The organism is Streptomyces sp. NPDC001220 (assembly GCF_053597895.1).
Window position 1 is genome coordinate 125861 of sequence record NZ_JBSFJE010000016.1, and the last position, 24558, is coordinate 150418.

A 24558-nucleotide genomic window follows, 5' to 3' on the forward strand; every position below is an offset into this window, starting at 1 on the left:
GGCATGGTGACGTTCGCGCAGGCGCAGGAGCGCGCGGAGGAGTGGATCAACGGCGACGTGCCGGCGTACCAGCACCGTGAGGTGCGGGTACGGGAGTTCGGCCTCGGGTTCGTGGTGTGGGGCGAGGACCGTGCCGAGGGCCCGCGTTCGGACGCGGGCGGGCAGCGGCTGGTCATCGCCCGGGACACCGGCGACGCGACGCTCTGGCCGGCGCTGCCGGTGGGCGAGGTGATCCGCCGGTACGAGGAGGAGTACGGCCGTGAGGCGGAGGTCGCCGACGCGGTACCGGCGCCCGCGGCGCGGGTCGACCTGAACCAGACCTCCTTCCTGTTGAGCCCCCCGGAGTGGCTCCAGGAAGCGGCGGACAAGCTGGGGATCCCGGACCGGCGAGCGGGAGGTGACGGGCCGTCGGCCGAGGGTGTGGCCGGGGGGGCCGGTGCGGGCTCGGGGACGGGCTCTGGTGTGGGGTCCGGTGCGGGTTCCGGCATGGGGCCGGGTGTGGGTTCCGGTGGGCTTGCGGAGACGCAGGCGGGAGTGCCGGCGGGTCCCGGTGGGGCTTCTTGGCCGGCGGCCGGGGGCGGCGCGGGGGCCGGCGCCGGGGCGGTTGTGGAGGCGCAGGGTGCACCCGGTGCGCCGGGCGTGCCCAACGTGCCTGCCGGTGCCACTCCTTGGGCGGGCACCGACACGAACGCCGATGCCGGTGAGGACCGTTCTGTTCCGTTGCCCGCGACGGTGTTCGCGCCGCCGCTGAGCGGCTCCGACAACGGTGCGCTGGGAGACGCCGAGACGGCGCTGATGTCGGGGGGCAGTCAGCTGCCGCGCACGGCGGTGTCTCCGGCGCTCGACGACGCGAGCGCGCAGGGTGTGCAGGGCGCGCAGGGTGTGCACGGCGGGCAGGGTGGTGTGTCGGGGGCGCGTGGAGCTGCTGGTGCGCCGGGGGTGCCGGGTGCACCCGGGGCGCACGGTGCGGCCGCCGCGCCCGGCGCGCCGCAGGGCAGCACGCCTCCGCCGCCTGCGCCGGGCGCCCCGACGTACGGCTATCCGCAGGGGCCGGCCGCGGCTCCGGGCGTGCCCGCGCCGGGCGTGCCGGCCAGTCCGCCGGCGCCCCCGGCTCCGCCCGCGCCCTCTTACGGCTATCCGCAGAGCCCCGCCGCCCCGGGCTACGGGTACCCGCAGGGGCCGGACGGTGCTCCGGGCGCGCCGCAGCCTCCGGCGGGGCCGGCCGCTCCGAGCCGCCCGCTGGCACCGAATGCCAGTGACATAGCGGATGCCGCGACGAGCCGGGCCGCACCTCCTCCGCGCAAGGCGCGCGGCGCGGCCGGTGCGCCGCCTCCGCCGCCGGGCACCCCTGGAACGCCGGGCGCGCGCCCGGGGGGCACGCCTCAGCTGCCCGCGCCGCCCGCGCCGGGTGCGCCGGCGGGCGGGTATGTGCCGACGCAGATGGTGTCGGCGCTGGGTCCCGAGGGGCCTGGGGGTCCGGCTCAGGCGCCGGGCGCGCAGACTCCGCCGGGCGCCCCCAACCCGCACGGCGCGCCGGGCACTCCGGGTGGCACGCCCCCCGGGGACGTCCATCGTTCGGCCACGATGCTGGCCGACCCGAATGCGAGGGGCGGGGGCGCGCCTCAGGCCCCTGGCGCCCCGGGCATGCCGAACCCGCCCGGCGCTCCTGGAGCCCCGGGCGCCCCCGGTGTACCCCACGCGCCCGGCGCGCAGCCGCCGCCATACGCCCCAGGTGCACCTTTCGTGCCGGGCGCACCGCAAACCTCGGGCGCCCCTGGCGCACCGCAGCCCCCCGGCGCCCCAGGCATGCCTCCAGCGCCGGGTGCGCAGGGCTCTCCCGGTGGTGCGCAGGGGGCGGTTCACCACGCGGAGACCGTGCTGGCCGGGCCCCCCGTGGGCGCCCCCGGCGCACCACCGCCCCCGCCCGCCCCCGGCGTACCCGCGGCACCGGGCGCCCCCGGTATGCCGCCGGGTGCCCCGCAGATGCCGCCGCCGATGCCGGCCGGCGCGATGCCGCCGCCCGGGCAGGCCGTGCCGGGGCAGCAGCCACCGGCGTACGGCTACCCGCAGCAGGGCCAGCCGACCGTGGGCCCCGGCTACCAGGCGGTGCTGCGCTACCGCGCGCAGGACGGTTCGGAGCAGCAGCTGATCCGGCGTTCGGCGCCGGGGACACCACACCCGGAGTGGCAGATCTACCACGAGCTGCGGGCGATGAACGTGCCGCCGGACCAGGTGCTGGAGCTGCACACGGAGTTGGAGCCGTGCGAGCTGCCCGGTGCCTACTGCGCGCGGATGATCCGGGAGCAGTGGCCGCAGGCGCGGCTCGCGAGCATCGCGCCGTACGGGACGGATCACGCGAGCCGGCAGCAGGGGATGCGGGAGTTGCTGGCGCACCAGGGCGAGCTGCACCAGGTGGCGGCGGGTCCCGCGCGGCCCGCGCCGGTGCGGGCGCCGTTGCCGCCGGTGCAGGCGGCGCCGCCGATCCCGCCGGAGGCGATCGCGCAGGAGCTGGGGGCGGCGTTCGGGCCGGGCGTGTTCCGGTTCGAGCAGGCGGCGGTGTCGCGGCAGGGGGTGCCGCCGATCGTGGCGCACACGCTGGTCGCGGCCGGACTGCCGCTGGACATGGGGCCGTTCTTCTGGGCGCAGGCCCAGCCGGGCCGTCCGGTGCCGACGCTGGCCGAGCTGGCGCAGGAGCGCGGGGTGCAGCCGGCGCCGGACGCGGGGTCGTACCTCGTGATGGGTACCGACTTCGGCAAGGCGATCTGTGTGCAGTACGGCACCGCGAACATCGTGGCCGTGCCGGTGGAGGCGGGGCCGGGCGGGGCGTCGGTGGCGCCGCAGTTCGTCAACACCGGGCTGCCGGAGTTCGCGCGCTGTCTGGCGCTGCTGGGCCGGATGTGGCGGCTCCGGTTCGGCCTGAACCAGGAGCAGGCGGGCCGCTGGACCGTCGACTTCCAGGCCCAGCTGGCCTCCCTGGACCCGGCGGCGCTCGGTTCGCCGGAGAGCTGGTGGTCGGTGCTGCTGGAGCAGATGTGGGACGGCCTGTTGTAGAGCGGCGGTAGGAACAGCCGGTGGGGGCCGGTCCGGTCGAGTGAACCGGACCGGCCCCCACGTGTGTGCGCACGCCGCTGCCCGGGATCGGGTCGGGGCGGGTGGTGCCGAGCCGGTACCGCGGGGCGCGCGGCTGAGGGCTCACGCCTCCTGGTGCTCTCGCGGGCCCGGATGCGATGCGCGGCGCTCCGGCCGTGACATGTCTGCGGAGTGTCGCGTTATGAACACTTACGCCCTATCCATCAAGATGTGCGCGAAATCATCATTTCGTGCGGGTCCGGCGGAGAGGGGTTCCAAGGTGAGCAACGCATCGATGCCGCCGTACGACTTCGTGACCGTCCGCGGGCGTGGTTACCGCCCCGAACAGGTCGACACGTTCCTGGCGGCACTCTCGCAGGACCGGGACGCGGCGTGGGAGCGTGCCGCGCGGCTCACCGTGCTCGCCAAGGACATGGAGGCGGAGTTCGCGCGGGTGCGTGCCGTCGTCGAGCAACTCCCGCCCCAGACCTACGAGACGCTGGGAGACCGCGCGCAGCGTATTTTCCGGCTCGTGGTGGACGAGGCGTCGGCCCTGCGCGGCAACGCCCAGCGCGCTCTGACCGACGGGGTCTCGCAGGCGGCGGAGTGCGCCGAGAACGAGCGCTGTACGGCGCGGGAAGAGGCGGACGCGCTCCGCGCGGACGCCGAGGAACGCGCCCGCCAGTTCCTTCTCGCGGCGCGCGCGGAGGCCGACGAGATCCGTATCGGCGCCCGGCTGGAGGTGAAGGAGGCGCGCGGCGAGGCCCTCGCCGCGTTGCGCGAGGTACGGCAGCGCACCACCGGGATGCTCGCCGAGCAGGCCAAGGAGCACGCCGAGCGCTGGATCCAGGCGGAGGACGAGGAGGCCGCGCGCGTCGCCGAGGCCGATGTGCAGATGGCCGACCGCATCGCCCGTGCGGAGGCCGCCCTGTCCGAGGCGAAGCGTGCCCTCGGCGAGGCGGAGGAGTGGCAGCACCGTTCCCAGGAGGCGGCCCGGGTGCGTGCCGAGGAGATCCTCGCGGAGGCGCGGGTCCGGGAGGAGCGCATCGCGCGGGACACCGAGCGGGTGCTGCGTGAGCACGGGGAGACCTGGGACGACGTTCAGGCGCACATGGATCACATGCGCGACAGCCTCATGACCCTGACGGGGCGTGCGACGGCCGAATAGCGCCCTGCTCCCCGCTCGCGCGCCCCCAGCCCACCACCTCCGCTCCGTTCAAGCCCCCCGGCGCCCGGCGCCCGCGAGGATCCAGCCCTCCACCGCCTCGTACTGCCGACGCTGTTCTGCCGCCTCGCGCCGGCCGGAGACGACCGTCCCCAGCCATCCCAGGAGGAAGCCGGCCGGGATGGAGACGATGCCGGTGGTGGTGAAGGGGAACCAGTTGAAGTCGGCGTGCGGGAAGGCGGCGCCCGGCGAGCCGGAGACCAGGTTCGTGCCCGGCATCAGGAGGAGCACGGTGAGGGTGCCGCCGAGGAGGGTGCACATCAGGCCGGTGCGGGTGTAGCGGCGCCAGAAGAGGCCGTAGACCAGGGCGGGGGCGAGGGCGGAGGCGCCCAGGCAGAAGGAGAGGGTGGCCAGGGGCTGCAGGCTGTGGTGCTGGACCAGGGCCGCCAGCAGGATCGTGGGGACCCCTATGGCGAGCGCGCAGACGCGGGCGAGTTTCATCTCGCGCCGGGCCGGTGTCTCCTGGGCGCGGGTCGCGAGGACGTCGTGGGCGAGGGAGTTGGCGCAGGCGAGGATCATGCCGGCGACGGAGGCGAGCAGGGTGAGGAAGATCGCCGTGGTGACGGTGGTGAAGAGCAGGGTGCCGGCCGTCGACACGTCGGTTCCGAACGCCGCGCGCGAGCCCAGCAGGTAGGCGGTGTTGCCCTGCGGGTCGGCGGCGGTGATGCCGGTACGGCCGACCAGGGCGGTGGCGCCGAAGCCGACGATGCTGATGATCAGGACGAACAGGGCGACGCTCGACACGGCCCAGGACATGGAGCGGCGGACCTGGCGGGCGCCGGCGGCGGTGTACATGCGCATGGTGATGTGCGGCAGGCAGGCGCCGCCGAGGACGATGGTCAGTTCTGAACTGATCATGTCCAGGCGGGGGTTGGGGCCTGTGGCGAACTGCAGGCCGGAGTGCAGGTAGGCGGTTCCGGCGCCGCTGCCCCGTGCCGCCGCGGCGAGCAGGGCGCCGGGGTCCCAGTCGAAGCGGTGCAGGATCAGCAGGGCGACCACGGTGCCGGAACCGAGCAGCATCACGATCTTCAGGATCTGGATGAGGGCGGTGCCCTTCATGCCGCCGATGGCCGCGTAGCTGATCATCAGCGCGCCGAGGCCGATGACGCAGCAGGTCTGCACGGACTCGTCGGAGAAGCCGAGGATGAACGCCATCAGTTGGCCGGCGCCGGCGAGTTGGACCAGCATCAGCGGCAGCAGGGCGGCGATGGTCACCGCGCAGGCCGTGATCCGTACGCTTCGGCCGGGCATCCGGCGGGCCAGCGCGTCGGCCATGGTGAACCTGCCCGCGTTGCGCAGCGGTTCGGCCAGCAGGAACATCAGCAGCATCAACGACAGTGCGGTGCTGAGGGCGAGGACGACACCGTCGTAGCCGCACAGGGCGATCACGCCGCCGGTGCCGAGGACGGTGGCCGCGGAGATGTAGTCGCCGGCGATGGCGAGGCCGTTGCGCAGCGGGGAGAGGGAGCCGTAGCCGGTGTAGAAGGCGTCGAGGTCGTCGCGGTCCGGGCCGGTCAGTACGCACAGCAGGAGGGTGAGGGTGGCGACGGCGGTGAAGGCGACCAGGGACATGGACTGCGCGGAGTCGCTGAAGCCGGTCACCGTACGGCTCCTCGCCTGGCGTCCAGTTCGGCCGTTCTGCGGATGCGGTCGGCGAGCGGGTCGACACGGCGGCGCGCGGTGTGCTCGTACAGGGCGATCGCCAGCCAGGTGACGGGCAGTTGGAGAAGGGCGAGGAGCAGGCCGGCGGGTACGCCGTCGGCGACCGTGCTCGTCATCATGCGCGGGGCGAACGCGGACAGCACCAGGAACAGGGTGAAGTAGCCGAGTGCGGTGAGGGTCGCGGTGCGCCGCTGGAGGCGGTAGGCGCCGCGCAGCACCCGCAGGTCGCTGTGGTGGCCGACCGGCTCCCGGTGCGGCAGATGACGGGGTGCCGGCGGCTCCGGCGGCAGCGGCTGCCAGGGGTAGGTGAGGTACGACGGATCGCGCGGGGAAGGGTCCTGGGACATCCCGGTGCTCCTTGCGTGGCTCGGGTCCGTGGCGGCGGACCGCAGGGAGAGGAGGGAGCGGGGTCACGCACGCTACTCGCAAGTAGCCGGGGCTCGCGGTGTTTTTCGCCAACTGGGCGACCGGTATGCGCTTACTGGCCGAGAGGGAGCCTGACCTCGGGTGTTACCCGCGTTAACCGTGGGGTGGGAGCCGTTCTCGGGGAGCGTGTTGACGAAGGGGCAGGTGTCAGTCCGTGAGGACCGGGAAGCGTCGCGGTGCCACGAACAGCAGGACCAGGAACGCCAGTGCGGCCGCGCACGCCGCTCCGAGGTACACCGCGTGGACCGCGTCCGCGATCGCGTGGCGGGTGGACTCGGGGGCGGTTCCGTCGTCCAGCGCGCGCGTGACGGAGTCGAGGTCGCCCGCGCCGCCCAGGTGGGCCGCGAGCACGCCGTTGGCGATCGCGCCGAACACCGAGGCGCCGATCGTCTGTCCGGTCTGCCGGCAGAAGAGCACCGACGCGGTCGTCGTGCCCCGCTCCTCCCAGCCCACCGTCGACTGCACGCCGACGATCAGCGGCAGCTGGAACAGGCCGAGCGCGCCGCCCAGGACGAGCATGAGCAGCGTCGGCTGCCAGGCGGCGCCGGGGTAGGGCAGGAAGGGGAAGGCGAACAGGATCAGCGCGGCCGCGCCGATGCCGAGCAGCGCGGTGTCGCGGAAGCCGATGCGCCGGTACACGTGCTGGCTGAACGCCGCCGAGATCGGCCAGCTCAGCGTCCACACCGACAGCACGAATCCGGCGGCCACCGGCGCGAGGCCGAGGACCGACTGCGCGTAGGTGGGCAGGAACACCGTCGGCGCGACCATCAGCAGTCCCAGTGCGCCGAGCGCGAGGTTGACGGCCGCGATCGTACGACGGCGCCACACCCAGCCCGGGATGATCGGTTCCGCGGCCCGGCGCTCGATCCACATCACGAGCCCCACGAGCGCGAGCCCGGTGGTGAACAGCGCGCACGACGGCGCGGACCACCATGCCCACGCCACCCCGCCCTGCACGAGCGCCGTCAGCAGCACGCCCCCGCACGCGAAGACCGCCAGCGCGCCCGCCCAGTCCACCCGCGGGGGCGTGCGCGGCGCGCGCTCCGGCTCGTGCAGGTGACGCACTATCAGCCAGAGCGCCGCCGCGCCGATCGGCAGGTTGACGAGGAAGATCCACCGCCAGTCCGCGTACGTGGCCAGCACCCCACCGAGCCCGGGCCCGGCGACCGCGGAGACCGCCCACACCGTGGACAGCTTGGACTGGATCTTGGGACGTTCCTTGAGCGGGTACAGGTCGGCCGCCAGGGTCTGCACGGTGCCCTGCAGCGCGCCCCCGCCGAGGCCCTGCACGATCCGGAACGCGATCAGCGCGGCCATGTTCCAGGCGGCCGCACACAGCAGCGACCCCAGCAGGAACACCACGGCCCCCGCGACCAGCACCGGCTTGCGGCCGAAGGTGTCGGAGAGCTTGCCGTACACCGGCAGCGTCACGGTCACGGCCAGCAGATAGCCGGAGAACAGCCAGGAGAAGACGGAGAACCCGCCGAGGTCGCCGACGATCTGCGGTACGGCGGTGGAGACGACGGTGGAGTCGAGCGCCGCCAGCGCCATCGCGAGCATCAGGGCGGCCACCACGGCCCCCCGCCGGCTCGTCCCGGCATCGCGCCCGGCCGCGCGTATCGCGGGTTTCGTGTTCTCCACGCCGGATCCCCTCCCTATGCGTTCCCCTTGCATCTATGTCGCGTGCGACAGCTTCCCATCCGCCCCGACCTGGCGGGAGTGCGCATTCACTTGACCCTCACGCGAGGAGAGGGAGGAGGCTGAGCGCGCCGGGGGGTGGAGCCGGACCCGGAGAAGGACTCCACCCGGCGGTGGACTTCCCCTAGGGGGTTCTCCGTACTGAGGCTCGGGGAGGGTTCGTACCGCCGGAGGAGGAGACGGCACCCCTGTCGTCCTTAACCTGGCTTTACGTCGCCGGGGGGCGGTTGACCGAACCGGCGGGGGTGGGGTTTTCCCCCGGGAAAGACGGGGCTTCGCACCAGCGCGGAGCAACCCCACGCACCGCGAGACTCATCGTCGTACCAAACGCTTCGCAGCAGGACGCGGCACAGAGCCGTCCGTTCGCTGACCGACTTAGGAGACATACCGTGACATCGGCTGTGACCATTCCCAGGCACGGGGGTACTGGAGGGCGTACGGCCGTTGCCGCGCGGGCGCGGCAGGTCGTCAAGGCGTACGGGTCCGGAGAGACCCGTGTCGTCGCTCTCGACCACGTCGACGTGGACATCTCGCGGGGGCAGTTCACCGCGATCATGGGCCCCTCGGGGTCCGGCAAGTCCACCCTGATGCACTGCCTCGCCGGACTCGACACCGTGACGAGCGGTCAGATCTATCTGGACGAGACCGAGATCACCGGTCTGAAGGACAAGAAGCTCACGAAGCTGCGCCGGGACCGGATCGGGTTCATCTTCCAGGCGTTCAACCTGCTGCCGACGCTGAACGCGCTGGAGAACATCACGCTCCCCATGGACATCGCCGGGCGCAAGCCCGACAGGGAGTGGCTGGGGCGCGTGGTGGACACCGTGGGGCTCGCGGACCGGCTCAAGCACCGTCCCACGCAGCTCTCGGGCGGTCAGCAGCAGCGCGTGGCCGTGGCGCGCGCCCTCGCCGCGCGCCCCGAGATCATCTTCGGTGACGAGCCGACCGGAAACCTCGACTCCCGCGCGGGCGCGGAGGTCCTCGGCTTCCTGCGCAGCTCCGTCGACGACCTGGGGCAGACGATCGTGATGGTCACGCACGACCCGGTCGCCGCCTCCTACGCGGACCGCGTGCTGTACCTCGCCGACGGCCGGATCGTGGACGAGATGTTCAAGCCGACCGCGGACACCGTCCTGGACCGCATGAAGGACTTCGACGCGCGGGGGCGTACGTCATGACCGTCATGAAGACCTCGATGCGCAACTTCTTCGCGCACAAGGGACGCATGGCCCTGTCGGCCGTCGCCGTGCTGCTGTCGGTGGCGTTCGTGTGCGGCACGCTCGTGTTCACCGACACGATGAACACGACGTTCGACAAGCTCTTCGCGGCGACCTCGTCCGATGTGACGGTCAGCGCCAAGGGCGCCTCCGACACCGGCGAGACGACCTCGGACAACGGCAAGCCGCCGGTCATGCCGGCCTCGGTGGTCGGCAAGGTCCGTGCGGCGGACGGCGTCAAGGCGGCCGAGGGGACGGTCTTCTCGACGTCCGTGACCGTCGTCGACGCCAAGAAGGACAGCCTGTCGCCGTCCAGCGGGGCACCGACCATCGTCGGCAGCTGGAACTCCAACGACGCCCGCACCATGAAGGTCACCTCCGGTGCGGCGCCGGCGAACTCCGGCCAGATCATGGTGGACGCCGACACCGCCGACAAGCACCACCTCGGACTCGGCGACGAGATCGGCGTGATCAGCGCGGTCGGCACGCACATCGCGAAGATCTCCGGCATCGCCGACTTCACCGTCACCAACCCCGGTGCCGCGATCTTCTACATGGACACGAAGACCGCGCAGCGCACGCTCGTCGGGCAGAGCGGCGTCTTCACGAACGTCAACGTGACGGCCGCCTCCGGTGTCACCGACGCGCAGCTGAAGAAGAACGTGGCCGGCGAACTCGGCGCCGGCTACCAGGTGCAGACCGCCAAGGAGACCGCCGACGCGAACCAGAAGGACGTCGAGGGCTTCATGAACGTCATGAGGTACGCGATGCTCGGCTTCGCCGGGATCGCGTTCCTGGTCGGCATCTTCCTGATCATCAACACCTTCTCGATGCTGGTCGCCCAGCGCACCCGCGAGATCGGCCTGATGCGGGCCATCGGCTCCAGCCGCGGGCAGGTCAACCGGTCCGTGCTCGTCGAGGCGCTGCTGCTCGGCGTGGTCGGCTCGGTCCTCGGGGTCGGCGCGGGCGTCGGCATCGCGGTCGGGCTGATGAAGCTCATGGGCTCGATAGGCATGCACCTGTCGACCAGCGATCTGACGGTGGCCTGGACGACCCCGGTGCTCGGCCTGGTCCTCGGTGTCGTCGTCACCGTCCTCGCCGCCTACCTGCCCGCGCGGCGGGCCGGCAAGGTCTCCCCGATGGCCGCGCTGCGCGACGCGGGAGCCCCCGCCGACGCCAGGGCAGGCGTCGTACGCGCCCTGCTGGGCCTCCTGCTGACCGCCGGCGGCGGCTTCGGCCTCTACCTGGCCGCGCAGGCCGACAAGGCGTCGCAGGGTGCCGCCTGGCTGGGTGTCGGCATCGTGCTCTCGCTGATCGGGTTCGTCGTCATCGGCCCGCTGCTCGCCGGCGCCGTCGTACGGGTCCTGGGCGCCGTCCTGCTGCGGATGTTCGGCCCCGTGGGGCGCATGGCCGAACGCAACGCGCTGCGCAACCCGCGCCGTACCGGAGCGACGGGCGCCGCCCTGATGATCGGGCTCGCGCTGGTCGCCTGCCTCTCGGTGGTCGGCTCCTCCATGGTGGCCTCCGCCAGCGACCAGCTCGACAAGACCGTCGGCACGGACTTCATCATCCAGTCCGACAGGGGCCAGCCGATCACCCCGCAGGCCGTCAAGGCGGTGAAGGACACGCCGGGGCTCGCCCGGGTCACCGAGTACCGGGTCACCTCGGCCGACTACACCACCCCCGACGGCAAGACGCTCAAGGACACCGACATCACGGCCGCCGACCCGACGTACGCGACCGACCTGCGGACCAAGACCGTCGCCGGTGACCTCAAGGACGCCTACCTTCCCGACTCGATGTCCGTGCACGAGAAGTTCGCCAAGGCGCACGACATCCACCTCGGCTCGAAGATCACCGTCCGGTTCAAGGAGGGGCGCACGGCCCACCTGACCGTCCGCGCGATCACCAGCAGTGACGTCGTCATCGACGCGGGCGCCAAGTACACGTCCATCGCGACGCTCGCCAAGTACGTGCCGGCCGACAAGATGCCGCTCGACCAGCTGGTGTTCGCCACCGCCAAGGACGGGCAGCAGGACAGCGCGTACAAGTCGCTCAAGAGCGCGCTGCACGACTACCCGCAGTACACCGTGCGCGACCAGACCGACTACAAGCAGGCGCTGAAGGACCAGATCGGGCAGTTGCTGAACCTGATCTACGGGCTGCTCGCACTCGCGATCATCGTCGCGGTCCTCGGTGTCGTGAACACCCTGGCGCTGTCGGTGGTCGAGCGGACCAGGGAGATCGGCCTGATGCGGGCGATCGGTCTGTCGCGGCGGCAGCTGCGCCGGATGATCCGCATGGAGTCCGTGGTCATCGCCCTCTTCGGTGCCCTGCTGGGCCTGGGGCTGGGCATGGGCTGGGGCGCGACCGCCCAGAAGCTGCTCGCCCTGCAGGGCCTGAAGGTCCTGGAGATCCCCTGGCCGACGATCATCGGAGTCTTCATCGGCTCGGCCTTCGTGGGCCTGTTCGCCGCGCTGGTCCCGGCGTTCCGGGCGGGCCGCATGAACGTCCTGAAGGCGATCGCGACGGACTGATGTGAGCGACAGAAACCGTCGAGATCGACGGGAGCGATAGAACCGACAGGACCGACGGGAGCGGTAGAACCCGCAGGACCGACTGAGAGACCACCGCATACGGGGGTTGCGGGGGAAGGCCCGGCGCCGGAGAGTCCCAGGACTCTCCGGCGCCGGGCGCTTGTGTCCCGTGCGAGACCCCCTGGGCGCGCGGAACGCCGCACAGGACGTCCACAGGCGGTTGTCCACAGCCCCGGCGCGTGTCCACGCGGCGACGTACGCTGGAGACCCCCCGGTCGCAGCCCGCGCCGGGCACTTCGCGTTGCCCACCCCCGGACGAAAGCCGCCTGAATGAGCCTGCACGGTCTGCTCGACGCCGTCGTCAAGGACGCCGCACTCGCGGAAGCGATCAAGGCGGCCGCGGACGGCAACCGCATGCACGTCGACCTGGTCGGCCCCCCTGCGGCCCGTCCCCTCGCGATCGCCGCCCTGGCCCGTGAGGCCGGCCGGCCGGTGCTCGCGGTCACCGCCACCGGCCGCGAGGCCGAGGACCTGGCCGCCGCCCTGCGCACCCTGCTGCCGTCCGAGGGCGTCGTGGAGTACCCCTCCTGGGAGACGCTCCCGCACGAGCGGCTGAGTCCTCGCAGCGACACCGTCGGCCGCCGCCTGGCCGTGCTGCGCCGCCTCGCCCACCCGAGACCCGACGACCCCGAGACCGGCCCGGTCTCCGTCGTCGTCTCGCCCGTACGGTCCGTGCTCCAGCCGCAGGTCAAGGGCCTCGGCGACCTGGAGCCGGTGGCACTGCGCACCGGGCAGAGCGCCGATCTGAACGACGTCGTGGAAGCCCTCGCGGCCGCCGCCTACGCGCGTGTGGAGCTCGTCGAGAAGCGCGGCGAGTTCGCCGTGCGCGGCGGCATCCTGGACGTGTTCCCGCCCACCGAGGAACACCCCCTGCGCGTCGAGTTCTGGGGCGACGACGTCGAGGAGATCCGCTACTTCAAGGTCGCCGACCAGCGCTCCCTGGAGGTCGCCGGACACGGACTGTGGGCGCCGCCCTGCCGCGAGCTGCTGCTGACCGACGACGTCCGCGCACGCGCGCGTGCCCTCGCCGAACAGCACCCGGAGCTGGGCGAACTCCTGAACAAGATCGCCGAGGGGATCGCGGTCGAGGGTATGGAGTCCCTCGCCCCCGTCCTGGTCGACGACATGGAGCTGCTGCTCGACGTGCTGCCCAAGGGCGCGATGGCCGTCGTGTGCGATCCGGAGCGGGTCCGCACGCGCGCCGCCGACCTGGTGGCCACGAGCCAGGAGTTCCTGCAGGCCTCCTGGGCGGCGACCGCGGGCGGCGGCGAGGCGCCCATCGACGTCGGCGCGGCCTCCCTGTGGTCGATCGCGGACGTCCGCGACCGCGCGCGCGAGCGGGACATGATGTGGTGGTCGGTGTCGCCGTTCGCGGCGGACGAGGAGCTGGCCGCCGACACCCTCAAGCTGGGCATGCACGCCCCGGAGACCTACCGCGGCGACACCGCGAAGGCCCTCGCCGACACCAAGGGCTGGCTCGCCGACGGCTGGCGCACGGTGTACGTGACCGAGGGCCACGGCCCCGCCTCCCGCACCGTCGAGGTACTCGGCGGCGAGGGCATCGCGGCCCGCCTCGACGTCGACCTGGAAGAGCTGAGCCCCTCGGTCGTGCACGTGTCGTGCGGCTCGATCGACTACGGCTTCGTCGACCCCGCGCTCAGGCTCGCCGTCCTCACCGAGACAGACCTGTCAGGCCAGAAGGCGGCCGGCAAGGACGGCGCCCGGATGCCGGCCCGCCGCCGCAAGACCATCGACCCGCTCACCCTGGAGGCGGGCGACTACATCGTCCACGAGCAGCACGGCGTCGGCCGCTACATCGAGATGGTCCAGCGCACCGTCCAGGGCGCCACCCGCGAGTACCTGGTCGTCGAGTACGCGCCCGCCAAGCGCGGCCAGCCCGGCGACCGGCTGTACATCCCCACCGACCAGTTGGAGCAGATCACCAAGTACGTCGGCGGTGAGGCGCCCACCCTGCACCGTCTGGGCGGCGCGGACTGGACGAAGACCAAGGCGCGCGCCAAGAAGGCCGTGAAGGAGATCGCCGCCGACCTGATCAAGCTCTACAGCGCGCGCATGGCAGCCCCCGGCCATTCCTTCGCCGGCGACTCGCCCTGGCAGCGCGAGCTGGAGGACGCCTTCCCGTACGCGGAGACCCCCGACCAGCTCACCACCATCGCCGAGGTCAAGGAGGACATGGAGAAGTCGGTCCCCATGGACCGCCTGATCTGCGGCGACGTCGGCTACGGCAAGACCGAGATCGCGGTCCGGGCCGCCTTCAAGGCCGTCCAGGACGGCAAGCAGGTCGCCGTCCTCGTGCCCACCACCCTGCTGGTGCAGCAGCACTTCGGCACGTTCTCCGAGCGATACTCGCAGTTCCCGGTGAGCGTGAAGGCGCTCTCCCGCTTCCAGACCGACACCGAGGCCAAGGCCACCCTGGAGGGCCTCAGGGAAGGCGCGGTCGACGTCGTCATCGGCACCCACCGGCTGTTCTCCTCGGAGACCAAGTTCAAGGACCTCGGCCTGGTCATCGTCGACGAGGAGCAGCGCTTCGGCGTCGAGCACAAGGAGCAGCTGAAGAAGCTGCGCGCCAACGTGGACGTGCTCACCATGTCCGCGACCCCGATCCCGCGCACCCTGGAGATGGCGGTCACCGGCATCCGCGAGATGTCCACGATCACCACCCCGCCGGAGGAACGGCACCCGGTGCTCACCTTCGTCGGCCCCTACGAGGAGAAGCAGATCGGCGCCGCCATCCGCCGCGAACTGCTGCGCGAGGGCCAGGTCTTCTACATCCACAACCGGGTCGAGTCCATCGACCGCGCGGCCTCCCGCCTCCGCGAGATCGTCCCCGAGGCGCGGATCGCCACCGCCCACGGCCAGATGTCGGAATCGGCCCTCGAACAGGTCGTCGTCGACTTCTGGGAGAAGAAGTTCGACGTCCTCGTCTCCACGACGATCGTCGAGTCCGGCATCGACATCTCCAACGCCAACACCCTGATCGTCGAACGCGGCGACACCTTCGGCCTCTCCCAGCTGCACCAGCTGCGCGGCCGGGTCGGCCGAGGGCGTGAGCGCGGATACGCGTACTTCCTGTACCCGCCGGAGAAGCCGCTCACCGAGACCGCGCACGAACGGCTCGCCACCATCGCCCAGCACACCGAGATGGGCGCCGGCATGTACGTGGCGATGAAGGACCTCGAGATCCGCGGCGCCGGCAACCTGCTCGGCGGCGAGCAGTCCGGCCACATCGCGGGCGTCGGCTTCGACCTGTACGTCCGCATGGTCGGCGAGGCCGTCGCCGACTACCGGCGGCAGCTGGAGACCGGGGAGATCGAGGAGGAGCCGCCGCTGGAGGTCAAGATCGAGCTGCCCGTCGACGCGCACGTCCCGCACGACTACGCGCCCGGCGAGCGGCTGCGCCTCCAGGCCTACCGGTCCATCGCCTCCGCCAACTCCGAGGAGGACATCAGGGCCGTCCGCGAGGAACTCACCGACCGCTACGGCAAGTTGCCCGAACCGGTGGAGAACCTGCTCCTGGTCGCCGGGCTGCGGATGCTCGCCCGCGCGTGCGGAGTCGGTGAGATCGTCCTCCAGGGCACCAACATCCGCTTCGCCCCGGTCGAGTTGCGCGAGTCGCAGGAGCTGCGGCTCAAGCGTCTGTACCCGGGGACCGTCATCAAGCCGGCCGCCCACCAGGTGCTGGTGCCCCGTCCGAAGACCGCGAAGGTGGGCGGAAAGCCGCTCGTCGGACGGGAGTTGCTGGGCTGGGTCGGTGAGTTCCTGGCGTCGGTGCTGGGGTCGTAGCCGTAGCCGTAGCCGGAGCCGGAGCCGGAGCCGGAGCCGGAGCCGGAGCCGGAGCCGGGGTCGGGGTCGGGGTCGGGGGACCATCGGCCCCGGGAGCGCAGGGCCGTCGGCCCGGAGGAGCGCAGGGCCGTCGGTGCGGGGCGCGGACGGCCGAGGCGCGGCCTTTGCCGGTTCCCAGGCACCGCCCGCGCCCACTCCCCGTCGTCGACGCATCGGCGCCTGCCAGGCGCCTCGTTCATTCCCGGACAACCCCTGCACACCGGACCTCGTGGACGACGCGACCGTCACGGCGGCCTTCGGTCCGCCGATCCTGCGCTCGGCCCCGGCGGTTTGGCGCGCCACGAACCGGCAAGGCGTGCGTTACGGCGTGCGACCGTGGCGTGGTGTGAGCGGGCGCGTAGGCGTACCGCCCGGGCTTCTCCCGGTGCGTCAAAGCGGTTCCGATAAGGGGGAGTTGGTTGTCAATTCGCCCTTTTAGGTACCATTCGACGTGAACCGTGCGGCGGCTACCGTGAGCCAGGAGAGATCCGCCCGCGTGGAGGCGGAAAGAGGGATGGAAGAGGGGGGCGCACGTGACGCGTCTGAGGGGCGGGGCGGTCATCGCTGTCGTCATGATCTTCGCCGTGGCCGGCTGCAAGGACCTGCAGGACAAGGGGAGCCCGGGAGCCCAGGGCGCGGGCGGCGGGGGAGCGGGCGGCGGGGGAGCGGCGCTGACCGCCGCCGACGCGCTGACCGTCAAGGGCCGGGCGCCGAAGACCGGTTACACCCGGGAGGAGTTCGGCTCCGCCTGGGCGGACACCGACTCCAACTCCTGTGACACCAGGGACGACATACTCAAGCGGGACCTCAAGGAGGTGAAGTTCACCGACGGCGACTGCAAGGTCTCCTCCGGCGTGCTGGAGCCGGACCCCTACTCCGGCAAGGAGATCACCTACAAGCGCGGCCGCAGCCTGGTCGACATCGACCACCTCGTCGCGCTCTCGGACGCCTGGCAGACGGGCGCCAAGTACTGGGACGCCAGTAAGCGCATAGCCCTGGCCAACGACCCGCTCAACCTCCTCGCCGTCGATGCGAGCGCCAACCGCGGCAAGGGCGACGGCGACACCGCCACCTGGCTGCCGCCCGACAAGGCCTACCGCTGCACCTATGTCGCCGCTCAGGTGGCCGTGAAGAAGAAGTACGGGCTGTGGGCCACCGCCGCGGAGAAGGCCGCGATGAAGAAGGTCCTCGCCACCTGCCCCGGTCAGAAACTTCCCGCGGGCGGCAACCCGACCAAGGCGCCGTCCCGGTTCAAGGCCCGCTGACGCGACGGCCCGCACGTCGGGTCCCGACGACGGAAACCTTTCGGCGCCGTGGTCGGCTTCGAGGCGTCCGGCGCGCGCCCCGGTTCGCTGTGAACCAGGGTGCGCGCGGACGCGCCGTGCACGCCGGACCCACCATGCGCAGGCACCCATCGCTCTGACATCGCACACCCCTCGACGCGCGTCCGCCCCTCGGCGCGCGTCCGCGCCCGCGTGCATCGCCCGTCCGCCCCTCGGCCGCGCCCGCGTGCACTCCCCGTCCGCCCCTCGGCCGCGCCCGCGTGCACTCCCCGTCCGCGCAACCCCCTTCTGCGGTCCGCGCCGGGGTGTGGGTGGTCGCGCCCCGGCGATCGCCACACAACGGTTCGATACAACCCGGACCGCACGTCGGTGTCGGGCCATATGCTCGATCCGACCAACGCACGACCGGTGCTGTCCGTCAGCGGACGCACCGGGCGGGCACGTACGCCCTTTTCAGGCAATACAGGAGCGATCATGCAAGGCCAGGGCCATGCGCAGCCGGTGCAGCGGCCGCCGCACGACGCGGTACTGGTCCTGTTGCGCGTGGTGTTCGTGGCGATGGGAGTGTTCAGCGTCGGCTTTCTGGCCTGGGCGATGATGCTGCGGCTGGCCGTGGTGACCCGCAGATCGGCGGACTACGGCCTGCTGGTGGCGGTCGCCGCGGCCGACATCCTCAGCGTCGTGCTGCTGGCGACCGAACCCGGCGACGACGTGCACACGGCCGGCGGCTACCTGGGGATCACGCTGCTGTTCGGCACGCTCCTGGCCACGATCGTCTACTACCTCGCCGCCGACGTACGCCACTTCCAGCGGCAGCGCGAGGCGTACGCGGCGCAGACCACGGCGCACACGTACGGCTACCCGCCCCCCGCCTCCCCGTACACCACGACGACGACGCCTCTGGGCGCGCAGCCCCCGCACACCCCGCCCCCGCACACCCCGCCCCCGCACACCCCGCCCCCGCACACCGTGCCTCCGGTCGCCGCGCCGCCGCTGTCCCAGCCCCCGATACCCGCGCCGCCCCAGCGTCCGGCGCCCGCGCGGATCGAGCAGGTGCGGGCCGAGCTCGACGAGCTCAGTGACTATCTGCGCAAGCACGACGGCCGCGACGAGGGCGGAAGGTGACCGTGGCGACAGGGAGAGTCGTCGCCGACCGCTACCAGCTGTCCACGCTCATCGGGCAGGGCGGCATGGGTCAGGTCTGGACGGCGTACGACCAGCGGCTCGACCGGCGGGTGGGAGTGAAGCTGCTGCGCCCCGACAAGGTGGCGGGCGCGGACGCCGACGAACTGCGCCGCCGGTTCCTGCGGGAGTGCCGGGTGACCGCGCAGGTCGACCACCCCGGCCTGGTCACCGTGCACGACGCGGGCACCGAGGGCGAGGAGCTGTTCCTCGTCATGCAGTACGTGGACGGCACCGACCTCGCCGGCCACCTCGCGGAGCACGATCCGTACCCCTGGCCGTGGGCGGTCGCGGTGGCCGCGCAACTGTGCGCCGTGCTGAGCGCCGTGCACGCCGTGCCGATCGTCCACCGCGACCTCAAGCCGCGCAACCTGATGGTCAAGCAGGACGGCACCATCACCGTCCTGGACCTCGGTATCGCCTCCGTGATGGAAACCGACAGCACCCGCCTCACCCACACCGGCACGCCCATCGGCTCGCCCGCCTACATGGCGCCCGAGCAGGCGATGGGCGGCGCGGTCGGCCCGTACACGGACCTGTACGCGCTCGGGGTGCTGCTGCACGAACTGCTCAGCGGAGAGGTGCCGTTCGCCGGCTCCACCTCGCTCGGCGTGCTGCACCGCCACCTGTACGAGCAGCCGGTGCCGGTACGCCGGCTCCGCCCCGAGGTGCCCGAGCCGCTGGAGGCGCTGGTGCTGCGGCTGCTCGCCAAGGACCCGCAGCACCGGCCCGCCTCGGCGCAGGAGGTGTACGAGAACCTCGTCCCGCTCCTGCCCGCGCGCGGCATGCACACCGGGGCGCCCCTGGACCCCACCCGCCCCTTCTTGCGCCCGCACGCCCCCTGGCCGGACCGCGCGCGGTTGCCCGCACCCCAACCCGCCGCCCCGGTGGCCGCCGTGCCCGGAAGACCCGATGTCGTCACCGCCGTCGAGGAGGTCAAGCGGCTGCTCGGGGAGGGGCGCATCACCCAGGCCGTCGACATCCTGGGTGCGATCCTGCCGGTCGCCGCCGACCAGCACGGTGAGCGCTCCACGGTCGTCCGCACGCTGCGCAAGCAGTACGCGGCCACCCTGATGGACGACGGCCAGTACCGGCGCGCGCTGCCCGAACTGCGCCGGCTCGCCGACGAACGCGCCGCCGAGGCCGGCCAGGCCGACCCGCAGTCCCTGCGCTTCCGCTACGAGACCGCCCAGTGCCTGGAACAGCTCGGCGAACCGGCCGCGGCGCTCGCCGAGTACCGCGCGCTGCTGCCGTACTACGAGAACCAGTACGTGGCCGGTGATCCGCAGCTCGCGCACGACGTGCGCCGCCGGATCGGGCACCTGCTGCTGGCGCTCGGCGACCGGCCGGCAGGTCAGGACACGCTCACCCGGCTGCTGTTCGACGTGGAACGGCTGCACGGGCCCGGTCATCCGATGGCGGGAGAGGTCCGGCGGACGCTGCAGTGGCTGGGGCAGGTGCGCGGCTAGTTCCCGCGCGGTTCATACTGCACCTACTTCTCGTACGGCTTTTCGCACAACACAGTTACAGACAACAGGGGTGGGGTTCCGGCATGTCCAGCCATCGGCAGTCGAAGAAGCGCAGATACATCACGTGGGGCGTCGCGGGAACCGCGGTCGTCGCCGGCGCCGGGATCGCCGCGCAGACCTCCATGGCGGCCACCACCTGGCCCGCCCAGAAGACGTACACCGGCCGCGCCTTCGACACCTGCACCGCGCCCTCGTTGGCCGCGATGAAGGCCTGGCACGGCGGCCTCTACGGCGCCGCCGCCGTCTACGTCGGCGGCAAGAACCGCGGCTGCGCCCAGCCCAACCTCACCGCCTCCTGGGTCAAGTCCGTCTCCGCGGTCGGCTGGAAGCTCATCCCGCTCTACGTCGGCGCCCAGCCGTCCTGCCAGAGCGGCTCCAACCCGGAGAAGATGACCACCGCCAACGCCGCCTCCCTCGGCACCAGCGACGCCACCGACGCGGTCGCCAAGGCCGCCGCCCTCGGCATGAAGGCGGGCAGCCCGATCTACCTCGACATGGAGGCGTACGACACTACGAACACGGCGTGCAACAACGCCGTGCTCACCTATGTGCGCGCCTTCGACAAGCAGCTGCACGCGAAGACCTACCGCGCGGGCTTCTACGGCTTCACCAGCTCCAGCGCCAAGGCGATCGCGAACGCCAAGGACAAGACGGACCTGCCGGGCAACCTCTGGTACGCGCTGTGGGACAAGAACAACACCACCACGGCGGACTGGCCGTTCGGCGCGACCCAGTTCACCGCGCACAGCCGGGCGCACCAGTACATGGTGAACAGCAAGGAGACGCGCGGCGGTTACACGATCACCGTGGACCGTGACGCGTGGGACGCCCCGGTGGCGATCACGGGCTGAGCGGGGCCTGGGCGGAGCTGGGCGCGGGCTGGGCTGGGCGCGGAGCGAGGGCGGGCCGAGGACCGGACCGCCCGGCGAATCCCGCGAACCGACCCGCAAACCCTTGCGGAGGGTGGCGCGGCGGTGCCGGATGCGCGTGTGAATCGTTGGTCGAATGGGTTGGCCAGAGCTTGCCCACTGCCTACCATCGATCACCGCAAGACTTTGTGCACCGTCGCACAATCTCCTCGGGAGGCATCCTTGCACCGCCGCCGTCGCACCGCGCTCGTCCTGTCCGCCGCGATCGCCACCGCGGCCCCCTTCCTCACCGCCTGCGGAAGCGACGCGCACCCGGGCGCGGCGGCCGTCGTCGGCGGCCAGCGCATTTCCGTCGCCCAGCTGGAGACCCGGGTGAACGAGGTGCGCCAGGCGCAGCGGGCCGCGGTGCCGGACCAGCAGCAGTACCAGCAGGTTCTCGCCGCCACCAGCAGCCTCACCCGGGACACGCTGCACAACATGGTCCTCGACCAGGTACTGCACCGGGCCGCCCAGGACGCGGGCATCAGCGTCAGCCGCAAGGAGATCCAGCAGATGCGCACCGGCCTCGAACAGCAGGTCGGCGGCTCCAAGGCGCTCCAGAACGCCTGGCTCCAGAAGTACGGCATCGCCCCCAAGCGCCTGGACGACAACCTCCGCCTCCAGCTGGAGGCACAGAAACTCGCCCAGCTCCTCGGCACCGACACCACCCAGCCCGCCTTCTGGAAGGCCCTGTCCAAGGCGTCCCAGGAGCTCCACGTCGACCTCAACCCGCGCTACGGCGCCTGGGACGTCCAGAAGAGCGGCCGGGTGGACGCCAAGACGCCGTGGGTACGCGAGGTCACGTCGTCAGGGACACCCGTGACGGCGTAGGGCAGGCCGGATCGGCGGGCCGGACGAAGACCGGCCGGCCGGCGGAAGGTGACCGGCGGGTGAAGCCGCGCGGGTCGGGGCCGGCGGGTGGAGACCGGCGGGTGTGACGCGAGCGGTCGTACGATCACTTGATCATCCCCGCCCTGTGGACAACGCCCGAGGCCGGCGACGCGGGTGCGTTACGTTCGGATGGTGAACACCACCAGCTCGGAAGCTCCCGTTCCCACCGTCCCCGACCCCGGCCGGGTCGTCCTGCTCACCACCAGCCACCGTGTCGCCCCCGGCCTGCTGTCCTGGCCCGCCTGGCAGGCGCTGCGCTCGGCGGACCGTGTGCTGTGCGCGGACGGCGCGCACCCGCAGCTACCCTATCTGCGGGAGGCCGGGACGACCGTGGACGAGGCCGCCCCCACCGCCCAGGAGCTGGTCGACGCCTGCGCCGGCGGTCGGACGGTGGTGGTCGTGGCGACGGGCGAGGGCGAGCCGGCCCTCACCGACGGCCTGGCCCGCCTCGCCGGCTCCGGCCGCGTGTCGATGCCCCAGCTGGAGCTGCTCCCCGCCTCCTACGACCTGCCCGGCGCCCGCCTCCTCGACCTCGTCCAGGTCATGGACCGCATCCGCGCGGAGTGCCCCTGGTCGTCGCAGAAGACCCATGAGGGACTGGCGAAGTACGCCATCGAGGAGGCGTACGAGCTCGTCGAGGCGATCGAGGCCGGCGACCGCGACGAACTGCGCGAGGAACTGGGCGACGTGCTCCTCCAGGTCGTCTTCCACGCGCGCATCGCCGAGGAGGACCCGGACGCCCCCTTCTCGGTCGACGACGTGGCCGGGGGCATCGTCGCGAAACTCATCCACCGCCACCCGCACGTCTTCGGCGACGAGACCGCCTCGACACCGGAGGAGGTCAAGGAGCACTGGCTGCGCAAGAAGGCGATCGAGAAGCGGCGCGAGTCGGTGACGGACGGGATACCCCTCGCCCAGCCCGGTCTCGCGCTGGCGTCGAAGCTCGCCTCCCGGGTGCGGACGGCGGGGCTGGAGGTGCCGCTGCCGCAGGCGCAGGGCATCGGGTACGAGCTGCTCGCACTCGCGGCCCGGGCCGAGGCGGAGGGAACCGACCCGGAGGCGGCCCTACGGGCGGCGGCCCGGGCGTACCGGGACGCGGTACGGGTTGCGGAAGGGGTGGATGCGTAGGGACTGCCCTGAGGATCAGCCACGGGTACCGTTGCACGTACGGGTGGGCTTCGATGCGTGGGGGCGTACGTGGAGCAGGAGTTGGACTGGCTGGTGGCGGCTCTCCTGCGATTGCCCCAGGAGAAGCGGAAGATCCACTTTCGCGGATATGGCAGCCCCGACTCGTTGCGCAGCCACCTGCGGTACCTGCGTGAGAACAACCCCGACATCTACGCCGACTTCCTCGTGCTGGCACGGTCGGCGCCGGGGACGGGACGGGCGCCGACACCGGGACCGGCGCCGAGGCCCAAGCAGACAGGGACGCCTGCGGCGGCTCCGGCACCGCGGACCGGAAGAGCACCGGCTCCGGCTCCGGCGCCTGCGTCGACACCGAGACCGGCTCCGGTGCCCGCGTCGACACCGAGACCGGCACGGGCGCCCGCGTCGGCAGCGGGAACGACACCGGGAACGACACCGGGAGCGTCGGCTCCCGCCGTCCTGGGGGACCACGTGGACTTCCGGGACGGCACCTTCCACGAACCGGTGGTCGGCGTCCAGTACAACCACTACGGCAGCGTGTCGGCCCCCGTCGAGTGGCGCCCCGTGGACGATGTCGACCCGGTGGAGCTGGGGGTGCGACCGACTCGGCGGGTCCCGGGCGAGCCGGACGTGCCGCCGTACGTGCCCCGCGACTGTGACGCGGTGCTGCGCGAGGAGTTGGCGCACGGCGGGCTGGTCCTGGTCCTCGGCGAGCCGTACGTGGGCAAGTCCTACACCGCGTGGAACGCGTTGCGCTCGCTCGCGGCACGGCGCTACGCCGTGTACGCCCCCGATCCCCGCGAGGAACTGCGGAGGCTGCCCGCCGCGGTGCGGGGCAGAACGGGAGGGCACGTCGTCTGGCTGGACGACGTGACCGAGCACCTCGGATCCGGCGGGCTGGAGCGGCGCCTGCTGGGACGTCTCACCAGTCTCGGTGTGGTCGTGCTGGGCACGATGGCTCCGGAGGAGTACTACCGGAGGCGCTTCGGCACCACGCCCGGTGAGAGCGCGCTGGCCACGGCGCGCACGGTCACGGTGGATCGGGAATGGAGCGAGGGGGAACTGCAGCGGCTGGCGCACACCGAGGACCCGCGTGCCTATCCGGCGTACATGTGGAGTGGAAAGGAGGGGGCCGCCTCGTACTTCGCCATCGGGCACGTGCTGTTCGACGAATGGCAGCGGGACGGCACCCGGACGGACCATCCACGTGGACAGACCCTCGTCAGGGCGGCCGTCGACCTCGCGCGCTGTGGTGTGACGGAGGCCGTGCCGGCCGGTCTGCTGCGGGAGGTCGAGGCGTGTTACGCCGAGCCCACGGAGAACGGACCGGAGCGGTTCGAGGACGCGTTGGCCTGGGCGACGACGCCGAAGTCCGGAGGGTCGAGCCTGCTCGTGGCGGGGGAGCGGAACGGCACCTGGCGGGCGTACGGGGCGCTGGTCGCGGAGGCTCTGCGGTCAGGAGGCCTGCCGCCTGTGCCGGACGACGTGTGGTGGGTCCTGCTGGACGACGCGAGGGTCGACCGCGCGGCCGTCATGGACGCCGCCCAGGCCGCGATGCGTCATCGGGTCGAGGCGGGCGACGTTGCCGTCATGCGCCGGTTCGCCGTGCTGTCCGAGGGAGAGAAACAGCAGGAGTGGTACCGGATGGCGGTCGGCCACGGTGACCGTCTCGCCGCCCTCCGGCTGGCGGAGATCCTGCTGGAGCGCGACGACGAGCAAGCGGCGATCCCCTACCTGGAGAGGGCCGCGGAGGGTGGGCTCGCGGAGGCCGCCCTCCAGCTCTCCGAGATCTACCAAAGGCGGGCCTGGGAGTGGGCGCGCGTCGCCGTCAAGATCGACCATGGCCGGCTCGAGGGCCCTCCGGCGCCGGATACCGTCTAGA

The 24558-nt window shown here is 72.3% G+C and carries 15 protein-coding genes; 12 read left to right on the top strand and 3 right to left on the bottom strand.

The genetic code is table 11. The annotated features are described in order from the left end of the window. Positions 1-3 precede the first annotated feature (3 nt). A complete protein-coding gene (locus tag ACWDGI_RS33505) occupies positions 4-3051 on the top strand; it encodes an SUKH-4 family immunity protein (protein WP_450765547.1) in 3048 nt (1015 codons plus the stop codon). Positions 3052-3349: 298 nt separating this feature from the next. Beyond that, a complete protein-coding gene (locus ACWDGI_RS33510; RefSeq protein WP_450765549.1) occupies positions 3350-4237 on the top strand; it encodes a cellulose-binding protein in 888 nt (295 codons plus the stop codon). A 48-nt stretch (positions 4238-4285) separates the two neighbouring features. Here the strand turns inward: ACWDGI_RS33510 and ACWDGI_RS33515 are convergent, their stop codons facing one another. The 3 genes from ACWDGI_RS33515 to ACWDGI_RS33525 form a co-directional block, all read right to left on the bottom strand. Continuing rightward, a complete protein-coding gene (locus ACWDGI_RS33515; RefSeq protein ID WP_450765551.1) occupies positions 4286-5896 on the bottom strand; it encodes a sodium/solute symporter in 1611 nt (536 codons plus the stop codon). After that, positions 5893-6303, bottom strand: a complete 411-nt coding sequence (locus ACWDGI_RS33520; protein WP_450765553.1) for a DUF485 domain-containing protein — start codon at positions 6301-6303, stop codon at positions 5893-5895. The genes ACWDGI_RS33515 and ACWDGI_RS33520 overlap by 4 nt, the downstream gene beginning before the upstream one ends. 226 nt (positions 6304-6529) lie before the next feature. Next, positions 6530-8023, bottom strand: a complete 1494-nt coding sequence (locus tag ACWDGI_RS33525; protein ID WP_450765555.1) for an MFS transporter — start codon at positions 8021-8023, stop codon at positions 6530-6532. 446 nt (positions 8024-8469) lie between these two features. On the opposite strand from ACWDGI_RS33525, the gene ACWDGI_RS33530 reads away from it, so the two are divergent. The 10 genes from ACWDGI_RS33530 (at position 8470) to ACWDGI_RS33575 (ending at position 24557) form a co-directional block, all read left to right on the top strand. After that, positions 8470-9258, top strand: coding sequence for an ABC transporter ATP-binding protein (locus ACWDGI_RS33530; protein WP_360489974.1), 789 nt, complete (start codon positions 8470-8472; stop codon positions 9256-9258). Then, positions 9255-11834: an ABC transporter permease gene (locus ACWDGI_RS33535; RefSeq protein ID WP_450765557.1), complete on the top strand. Its 2580-nt coding sequence runs from the start codon at positions 9255-9257 to the stop codon at positions 11832-11834. The genes ACWDGI_RS33530 and ACWDGI_RS33535 overlap by 4 nt, the downstream gene beginning before the upstream one ends. A gap of 330 nt (positions 11835-12164) precedes the next feature. Further along, complete coding sequence (mfd, locus tag ACWDGI_RS33540) at positions 12165-15698, top strand: transcription-repair coupling factor (RefSeq protein WP_450765559.1); 3534 nt, start codon at positions 12165-12167, stop codon at positions 15696-15698. A gap of 572 nt (positions 15699-16270) precedes the next feature. Next, positions 16271-17002 carry an HNH endonuclease family protein gene (locus tag ACWDGI_RS33545; protein ID WP_450765561.1) on the top strand — a complete coding sequence of 244 codons (732 nt, stop codon included), beginning with the start codon at positions 16271-16273 and terminating at the stop codon, positions 17000-17002. Positions 17003-17494: 492 nt separating this feature from the next. Beyond that, positions 17495-18145 (top strand): hypothetical protein, encoded by a 651-nt coding sequence (locus ACWDGI_RS33550; protein ID WP_450765563.1) that lies wholly within the window; start codon positions 17495-17497, stop codon positions 18143-18145. A 38-nt stretch (positions 18146-18183) separates the two neighbouring features. After that, a complete protein-coding gene (locus ACWDGI_RS33555; RefSeq protein WP_450765746.1) occupies positions 18184-19671 on the top strand; it encodes a protein kinase domain-containing protein in 1488 nt (495 codons plus the stop codon). A gap of 83 nt (positions 19672-19754) precedes the next feature. Then, entirely contained in the window at positions 19755-20582 is an 828-nt protein-coding gene (locus tag ACWDGI_RS33560; RefSeq protein WP_450765565.1) for a glycoside hydrolase domain-containing protein, read from the top strand. 240 nt (positions 20583-20822) lie between these two features. Next, entirely contained in the window at positions 20823-21470 is a 648-nt protein-coding gene (locus tag ACWDGI_RS33565; RefSeq protein WP_450765567.1) for a SurA N-terminal domain-containing protein, read from the top strand. 192 nt (positions 21471-21662) lie between these two features. After that, positions 21663-22658 (top strand): nucleoside triphosphate pyrophosphohydrolase, encoded by a 996-nt coding sequence (locus tag ACWDGI_RS33570; protein ID WP_450765748.1) that lies wholly within the window; start codon positions 21663-21665, stop codon positions 22656-22658. Positions 22659-23147: 489 nt separating this feature from the next. Next, on the top strand, positions 23148-24557 hold the full coding sequence (locus tag ACWDGI_RS33575; protein WP_450765569.1) for a hypothetical protein: 1410 nt from the start codon (positions 23148-23150) through the stop codon (positions 24555-24557). The last annotated feature ends 1 nt before the right edge of the window (position 24558 follow it).